Source organism: Faecalibacterium sp. DFI.5.82 (assembly GCF_029076575.1).
In the GTDB taxonomy this organism is placed as follows: domain Bacteria; phylum Bacillota; class Clostridia; order Oscillospirales; family Ruminococcaceae; genus Faecalibacterium; species Faecalibacterium duncaniae.
Map to the genome: position 1 here is coordinate 1 of NZ_JARFIS010000451.1, position 313 is coordinate 313.

1 pseudogene is annotated in these 313 nt (G+C 56.9%); it reads right to left on the minus strand.

The annotated features are described in order from the left end of the window. Positions 1 to 224 (minus strand): annotated as a pseudogene (locus P0G09_RS17380) (flavodoxin); the annotation flags it as partial. Between the last annotated feature and the right edge of the window lie 89 nt (positions 225 to 313).

Here is a 313-nt window from a genome sequence, read left to right on the forward strand (position 1 = left end):
TCTGCCCCGGTCAGCGCGGTCTTGCCCAGCCACTCTGACACCACCCGGGGGATGCGCCATGCGTAGGTAGGCGTGACCAGCACCACATCCCGCCCGGTCTGCACCGGGGCGGGATTTCCTGCCTTGATGCAGGTGTTCAGGTCGTAAAGCGGCATCTCCAGCCCTTCGGCAATGCGCCGCGCCAGATATCGGCTGTTACCGGTTCCCGTAAAATAAAGTACCATGGCTGCTCCTTCGTTTTTTGTGTAGTTTTCATTTGCCTGTCCGCCCGGCAAGCTGGAATTTGACACTTTGTATTTATTGAGAATACTCT